This is a genomic window from Streptomyces albicerus (assembly GCF_008905045.1).
Classification (GTDB): Bacteria; Actinomycetota; Actinomycetes; order Streptomycetales; family Streptomycetaceae; genus Streptomyces; species Streptomyces albicerus.
Window position 1 is genome coordinate 47407 of sequence record NZ_VWMY01000003.1, and the last position, 7162, is coordinate 54568.

The 7162-nt window shown below is 67.2% G+C and carries 2 protein-coding genes; one reads left to right on the forward strand and one right to left on the reverse strand.

Annotation, left to right across the window (positions count from 1 at the left end):
• Positions 1 to 21: 21 nt before the first annotated feature.
• Positions 22 to 1458 (reverse strand): family 43 glycosylhydrolase, encoded by a 1437-nt coding sequence (locus GAS53_RS03205; RefSeq protein WP_151476017.1) that lies wholly within the window; start codon positions 1456 to 1458, stop codon positions 22 to 24.
• A gap of 449 nt (positions 1459 to 1907) precedes the next feature.
• On the opposite strand from GAS53_RS03205, the gene GAS53_RS03210 reads away from it, so the two are divergent.
• Positions 1908 to 7109: a family 43 glycosylhydrolase gene (locus tag GAS53_RS03210; RefSeq protein ID WP_151475859.1), complete on the forward strand. Its 5202-nt coding sequence runs from the start codon at positions 1908 to 1910 to the stop codon at positions 7107 to 7109.
• The last annotated feature ends 53 nt before the right edge of the window (positions 7110 to 7162 follow it).

Genomic DNA, 7162 nt, shown 5'->3' on the forward strand with positions numbered 1-7162 from the left:
CGGTCACGTCGTTCGCGTCGGTCACGTCGTGGGCTTGAACTGCCACTGCTGGCAGGTGTTGTTGAGCCAGGTCCACTGGCGTACGTCCGCGCCGTTCGCCGTACCGCAGTTGGCGACGTCGGCGACCTTGCCGGTGCTCTCGTTGACCATCCGCACGTAGTCACCGGTGGCCGTGTACACCAGGCGGAACTTCTGGCAGTTGTTGTTCAGCCAGGACCACTGCCGCAGATCGGCGCCGTCGGCGGTGGAGCACTCCGCGGTGTCCATGACCTTGCCGGTGGCGACGTTGACCAGCCGGCTGGTGTCGTTGCCGAGGTCCTCGATCCGCCACTTCTGGTTGACGCCGCCGTTGCAGGTCCACTGGAAGATGTTGGTGCCGTCCGCGGTGTTGCCGCCGTCGACGTCGAGGCACTTGCCGCTGTTGCGGTTCACCAGCGTGTACGCCGTCGGGGTCGCCGCCGTCTCGCCGGACGGACCGGGCAGGGTGGCGCCGAGGGCCACCGGCGTCCCGAAGTTGGGCGTGCCGTCCGCGTTCCAGGTGAACTTCTGGGCGCGGGTCGTCCGGCCGTTGCCGCAGCCGCCGTTCGCGGAGTTGTTGCCGTGGTAGACGATCCAGTTCTCGGTGCCGTCCGGCGAGGTGAAGAACCCGTTGTGGCCGGGGCCGTACACGCCGGCCGCGTCGTTGCGCTGGAAGACCGGGGTCTGCTTCTTCGTCCAGGAGGACGCCAACAGCGGGTTACTGCCGGTCAGTTCGAGCTGGCCGAGCTTGTAGTCGGGCGTCTGGCACGAGCTGGCGGAGTACGTGAGGAACGTCCTGCCGCCCCGGTACAGCGGCTCGGGTCCCTCGTTGACCGGGTTGCCCTGCGTCTCCCAGCTCAGCGTGGGGCTGGAGATGATGCTGAAGGTGGAGCTGCTCAGCGTGTACGCGTTGCTCATCGGCGCGATGACCAGGCTCTGCGTACTGCCGTTGATGAAGCCGCTGCCCAGCAGGTACAGGTTGCCGTTGTGCCTCAGGACGCTGGCGTCGATGAGCCAGCCGCCGGGTGTGAGGTTGGAGCCGCTCAGCTGGTTCTTGAAGGTGTACGGGCCCATCGGATCGGTGCCCGCGCTCTCCAGGACGTAGGTGCGCTGGGAGTCGCAGCAGGCGACACCGCTCTGCCCCGCCGAGTAGTACAGGTACCAGTGCCCGTCGACGAAGTGCAGCTCGGGAGCCCAGAAGTTGGTGTTGCGGGTGGAGGTGGTGTCGCTCCACACCTGCACGCTGGGCGCCGTGGACAGCCCGGCCAGGGTCGGCGACTTCCGCATGGTCAGCACACCGGTGAACGACGTGGTGACCAGGTAGTAGTTGCCGTTGTAGTACTCCAGCCAGGGGTCGGCGCCCTTCTGTGCCTTGACGGGGTTCGTGTACGGCCGCCCCTCCGCTGCGGTGGCGGGCTGCGTGGCGACGGATGCGAGCATCACGAGCAGCGCTGCCACGAGGGTGAACCAGTGACGGGTGCGGAACACGGCGGGCCCCTTCTGACGGACACGCCGTTCGATATTCCGAACAGCGTGCGTAACTTCGACCAGAAGATAAGTACAGGGCCTGTACGCGTCAACGGTTCTGACACATTTGGTTCCGGTTGGTTTTCCGTCACGTAAAGCCGCCGTTGTCCGAGCCGTCGAACACCACCCCAATTCGGCCCAGAGCTGCAGTCTTTGGCGGGCAGGACGGCGATCCCCGGCGAGCATGGAGATATCTCGTTCGACCTGTCGGACATTGTTCGATACCTCTTGACGCCCTCATACGCACCGATTGACACTCTCGCAACGCGATGTCACACAGATGAAACGGCAAGGTGCCCCGCTGCTGAGGCCTCGCATCCCTCCTTCCCTCCTTCCATGTCTCAGCAAGGGGTTCTGGAACGATGCACATCGCGAGACCGCGCAGCCGCGCGAGACGCCTGGCGGGACAGCTCGCAGGCCTGAGCGCCGCGTCGCTGTTCCTGGGAGTCCTCGGCCCCGTCGCCCCCGCCGTGCACGCGGCGGAGAGTGCGGACATCACCGACGGCCTGGCTCTCTGGTACAAGCTCGACGCCGCCTCCGGCGCGACGGTGGCCGACGCTTCGGGCAACGGCAGGACCGGCACGGTCAACGGCACCGCCGCGTGGTCCGGTTCCGGTGAGGGGCTCGGCTTCAACGGCTCCGACACCTACGTCAAGGTGCCGGACAACATCATGAGCGGCATGAACTCGATCACCGTCTCGATGGACGTGAAGGTCGACTCCGCCCAGTCCACCCCGTACTTCATCTACGGCTTCGGCAACACGAGCGGCACCGCCGGCAACGGCTATCTGTTCACCACCGGCAGCACCTTCCGGACCTCCATCGCCTCCGGCAACTGGTCGACGGAACAGACCACGCAGCCCTCTCCGGCGCGCGCGATGACCCGCGCCGTGTGGAAGCACGTCACCTACACCCAGACCGGTGGCACGGGCGTGCTGTACGAGGACGGCGTGGAGGTGGCCCGCAACACGGCGGTCACGATCACGCCCGGCTCCATCGGCTCCGGCACCACCACCGCCAACTACCTCGGCAAGTCCGTGTACCCCGGCGACAAGCTCTTCAAGGGCAGCATCCGCGACTTCCGGGTCTACGACCGGGCGCTGGCCGGCACGGAGGTCGAGCAGCTCTCCCTCCCCGTCGCCGCCCAGGGCGTCGCCGACGACAAGGCCGCCCTCACGCTCGGCGACACGAGCGCCGTCGTCTCGGACCTGACCCTGCCGACCACGGGCACGGCGGGCGGCTCCACGATCAGCTGGGACAGCGACACGCCCTCGGTGGTGTCGGACTCCGGTGCCGTCACGCGCCCGGCCGCCGGCGAGCCGGACGGCCACGCGACGCTCACCGCGACCCTGAAGAAGGGCTCGGTGACCGACACCAAGACCTTCGACATCACGGTCCCGGCCGCGTTCGACGACGACACGGCCGCCGAGCAGGCCGCGGACGCACTGAAGGTCGACAACCTCGACGACGTGCGCGGCAACATCACCCTGCCGACGGCCGGTGTGTACGGCACGAAGGTCGGCTGGTCCTCGGCGAAGCCGGACGTCATCTCCGCCGACGGCGTGGTCCACCGCCCCGCGCACGGCGACGGCGCCACCACCGTCGAGCTGACCGCGACCGTCACCAAGGGCGAGGCGCAGGCCACCCGCGTCCTCACCGCCAAGGTGCCCGAACTCCCCGCCAAGGAGCCCCTCAAGGGCTATATGTTCAGCTACTTCACCGGCGAGGGCACCTCGGACGGCGAACAGCTCTACGCGGCCCTCAGCAAGGGCAACGACCCCTTGAAATGGCGGGAGTTGAACGACGGCAAGCCCGTCCTGACCTCCACGCTCGGCGAGAAGGGCCTGCGCGACCCCTTCATCATCCGCTCCCCCGAGGGCGACAAGTTCTACCAGATAGCCACCGACCTGCGGATCTACGGCAACGGCAACTGGGACGCCTCCCAGCGCACCGGCAGCAAGTCCATCATGGTCTGGGAGTCCACCGACCTGGTCCACTGGACCGACCAGCGGCTGGTCAAGGTCTCCCCGGACTCGGCGGGCAACACCTGGGCGCCCGAGGCGTACTACGACGAGAAGCTCGGCTCGTACGTCGTCTTCTGGGCGTCGAAGCTGTACGACAACCCCGAGCACTCGGGCGACACGTACAACCGCATGATGTACGCCACGACGCGTGACTTCCGCACCTTCAGCGAGCCCAAGGTGTGGATCGACCGCGGCTACTCGGTCATCGACTCGACGATGATCAAGCACGACGACACCTACTACCGCCTGTCCAAGGACGAGCGGAACAACACCTCCTCCACCCCCAACAGCAAGTTCATCTTCCAGGAGAAGAGCGACTCGATCCTCGACGAATCCTGGGACTTCGTCGCCGAGGGCATCGGCAAGGGCGCGATGAACGCAGCCGAGGGACCGCTGGTGTTCAAGTCCAACACCGAGGAGAAGTGGTACGCGTTCCTCGACGAGTTCGGCGGCCGCGGCTACATCCCCTTCGAGACGACGGACCTCGCCTCGGGCAACTGGACCCCTGTCCCCGAGTATGACCTTCCGTCAAAGCCCCGCCACGGCACGGTACTTCCGGTCACCCAGGCCGAGTACGACCGGCTGCTGAAGGCCTACCAGCCGGACCAGCTCGTCGAGTCGGTCGAGGACGTGAAGGTGACGACGGGCATCGGTGACGCCCCGGTCCTGCCGGGCACGGTCATCGCCGACTACGCCGACGGCGTCAAGCGGCCCGTCTCCGTCACCTGGGACGACGTCCCGTCCTCGGCGTACGCACAGGCCGGCACCTTCACCGTGTCGGGCAGCCTGCCCGACGGTGCCGCGCTCAAGGTCAAGGCCGAGGTCACGGTCTCGGAAGAAGGCCCCGAGGTGCCTGCCGACCTGGTCCTGCACTACGACTTCGACGAGACGGGCGGCAACATCGCCCGAGACTCCAGCGGTCACGGCTACCACGGCGCGTACGTCCGTACGCCCGACTTCGGAACGGGGGTCAAGGACGGCTCCTTCAAGATGTCCGGTGGTTCCAGCTCCTCCACCACCTCCCCGTACGTCAGGATCCCGAACGGCGTTCTGAAGGGCGCTGACAGCGTCACCGTCTCCACGCACGTGAAGTGGAAGGGCGGGGACAACTTCCAGTGGCTCTTCGGCCTGGGCCCGGACAGCAACAAGTACCTCTTCGCCTCTCCGTCCAACGGTGGTGGCAAGCTCTTCTCGGCGATCACGAAGGCGACCTGGTCGGGCGAGAAGCAGATGACGGGCGGCTCGCAGCTCACCCCCGGTGAGTGGAAGCACGTCACCGTGACGGTGAACAGCACGACCGAGACGGCGGTCCTCTACGTGGACGGCGCCGAGGCGGCCCGGGCGACCGGGGTCACCATCAAGCCGTCCGAGCTGTACGACGCCTCGAAGAGCTACTCCGGCTACATCGGCAGGTCCATGTACGCCCCCGACCCGTACTTCGGCGGCGAGGTGGACGACTTCCGGATCTACAACCGGGCCCTGTCGCCCACCGAGGTCCTGGAGCTGAGCGGCAACACGACCGGTATCGCCACGGCCACTCACCCCGCGCTGAAGGTCGACGCCATCATCGACGACGCGGACAGCAGGATCACCCTCCCGCTGCGCGAGGGCAGTGATCTGACCGCCCTGGCACCGGAGTTCAGCCTCGCCCACGGCGCGTCCATCAGCCCCGCGTCCGGCTCGCTGCACGACTTCACCGAGCCGGTGACGTACGAGGTGACCGGTTCGGACGGCGAGAAGCGCACCTGGACGGTCAAGGCACTCGAGATGAAGAGCCCGGTGCTGCCGGGGCTCAACGCCGACCCGAACATCGCGCGGTTCGGCGACACCTTCTACATGTACCCGACCACCGACGGTTTCCCGGGCTGGAGCGGCACGCAGTTCAAGGCCTACTCCTCCAAGGACCTGGTCCATTGGAAGGACCACGGCGTCATCCTGGACCTCGGACCCGACGTCAGCTGGGCCGACGCCCGGGCCTGGGCCCCGACGATGGCCGAGAAGAACGGGAAGTACTACTTCTACTACTCCGCCGACACGAACATCGGCGTCGCGGTCTCCGACTCGCCGACCGGCCCGTTCAAGGACCCCCTGGGCAAGCCGCTGGTCGCCCGCGGCGCCTTCACCGGCCAGATGATCGACCCGGCGGTCTTCACCGACGACGACGGCCAGTCGTACCTGTACTGGGGCAACGGCAGGGCGTATGTCGTCCCGCTCAACGACGACATGGTCTCCTTCGACGCCTCGAAGGTCACCAACATCACGCCCAGCGGCTACAACGAGGGCTCCTTCGTCATCAAGCGCAAGGGCACCTACTACTTCATGTGGTCGGAGAACGACACACGGGACGAGAACTACCGCGTCGCCTACGCGACCGGCTCCTCGCCCACCGGCCCCTGGACCAAGCAGGGCGTGATCCTGGAGAAGGACCTCTCCCTCGGCATCAAGGGGCCCGGCCACCACTCGGTGGTGAAGGTGCCGAACACCGACGACTGGTACATCGCCTACCACCGTTTCGCCATCCCCGGCGGTGACGGCACAAACCGCGAAACCACCGTGGACAAGCTGGAGTTCGACTCCGACGGCCTGATCAAGAAGGTCGTACCCACGCTGGAGAGCATCGACCCGGTCACCATCGTCCGGGCAGGCCCGAACGCCCTGGGCACCGAGGGAAGCGCGATCCCCGTCACCGGCACGATCTCCGGGGCCGGTGACCCGAAGTGGACGGTGGAGGACGGAGCGCCCTGCACCTTCTCCGACCCCGACGCCGTTCTCACGTCGATCACCTGCGCCGACGACGGCACGTACGAGGTCACGCTGACCGGTGGCCGCAGCAGCGACAAGCTCACCGTCACCGTGGACAACGCGGCCCCGGTGATCACCTCGGCCACGGGTCCGGGTGCTCCGGTGTCGGTCGGCCAGAGCTCGGTCGTCAAGGCCCCGTTCACCGACCTGGGGTCCGACGACACCCAGACCTGCGAGGTCGACTGGAAGGACGGAACCGAGCCGTCCACCGGAACCGTGACCGCCACGGGCTGCGAGGCCGCGCACACCTACAAGAAGGCGGGCATCCGCCGCCCGGTGGTCACCGTCACCGACGACGACGGTGGTTCGGACAGCACGCAACTGCCCGAACTGATCGTCTACGACCGTGCGGCCGGTCCGATCGCCGGCGTCGGTGTCATCTCCTCCCCGGCCGGCGCCTTCCCGGCCAAGCCGACGCTGACCGGGCTTGCGGGCTTCTCCTTCGGCGCCGCGTACAAGAAGGCGAAGGACACCGTGCCCAGCGGCAACGCGACCTTCGACTTCGCGGCCGGCAAGGTGAAGTTCCGTTCCACCGGGTCGGACTGGCTGGTCGTCACCCGCGAGGAAGCCCAGTACCAGGGCTCCGGCACGGTCAACGGCACCGGCGGATACGCCTTCCGCATCACCATCACCGACTCTCCCGACACCTACCGCATCAAGATCTGGCAGAAGTCCACCGGTGACGTCGTCTACGACAACCGCACCGGTACAAAGGCCTACGGCATCGTGTTCGGCTGACGGCTGACGCACCACCATCCACAGAAGCGGTGCCCGGGGCTCAGAGCCCCGGG

Excerpts from the sequence above, each read along its gene's own strand:
- GAS53_RS03210 (WP_151475859.1), top strand. The coding sequence starts at position 1,908 with ATGCACATCGCGAGACCGCGCAGCCGCGCGAGACGCCTGGCGGGACAG.
- GAS53_RS03205 (WP_151476017.1), bottom strand. The coding sequence starts at position 1,458 with ATGCTCGCATCCGTCGCCACGCAGCCCGCCACCGCAGCGGAGGGGCGG.